The following is a 518-nucleotide window of genomic DNA, read 5'->3' on the forward strand; positions in this document are numbered from 1 at the left end:
GGTTTAAAGACAGGAGAGAAAGAAGCTAATTTACCTTGTTGATTTGCATTTTTAAAATTATTAAGAGTTGTTTCATCAATAGGAGTAGTAGAAGCTACAAATCTATTTGCATTAATACTTCCAGTTTCTGTTACTATTACTCCACTAGGATTAACAATAAAGATATTGTTATTATTTCCTTCTAATAATCCTGCAATCTTAGAAGGATTCTTTGAATAGTCTAAATTTAAATAATTATTTCCTCCATTCTTTCCTTCTTCAAAATTTACTTTATAACCATTGCCTATATTAAATCCTCCACCCCAAGCTATAACATTGTTTTTATTATTACCACTAATATTCATACAACCACTATAACCTTGACAACCCTTATTACCACCTGCTATCTCTGTAATACTTCCACTACTTCCATTTGTAAATTTTCCTCCATTTGGTAAAGAACCTTTAGGGATATTAGTATTAGGATTAGCTAATACTAATTGATTAGATAAGAGTATAGAAGCTACTATGCTAATGCT

General features: G+C 29.5%; 1 protein-coding gene. It reads right to left on the reverse strand.

Annotated features, from left to right (window positions below; genetic code table 11):
* On the reverse strand, positions 1–518 hold a 518-nt coding region (locus EBF09_RS09035), incomplete at both ends, for a filamentous hemagglutinin N-terminal domain-containing protein (protein WP_121764749.1).

Source organism: Helicobacter burdigaliensis (genome assembly GCF_003670295.1).
Lineage (GTDB): Bacteria > Campylobacterota > Campylobacteria > Campylobacterales > Helicobacteraceae > Helicobacter_D > Helicobacter_D burdigaliensis.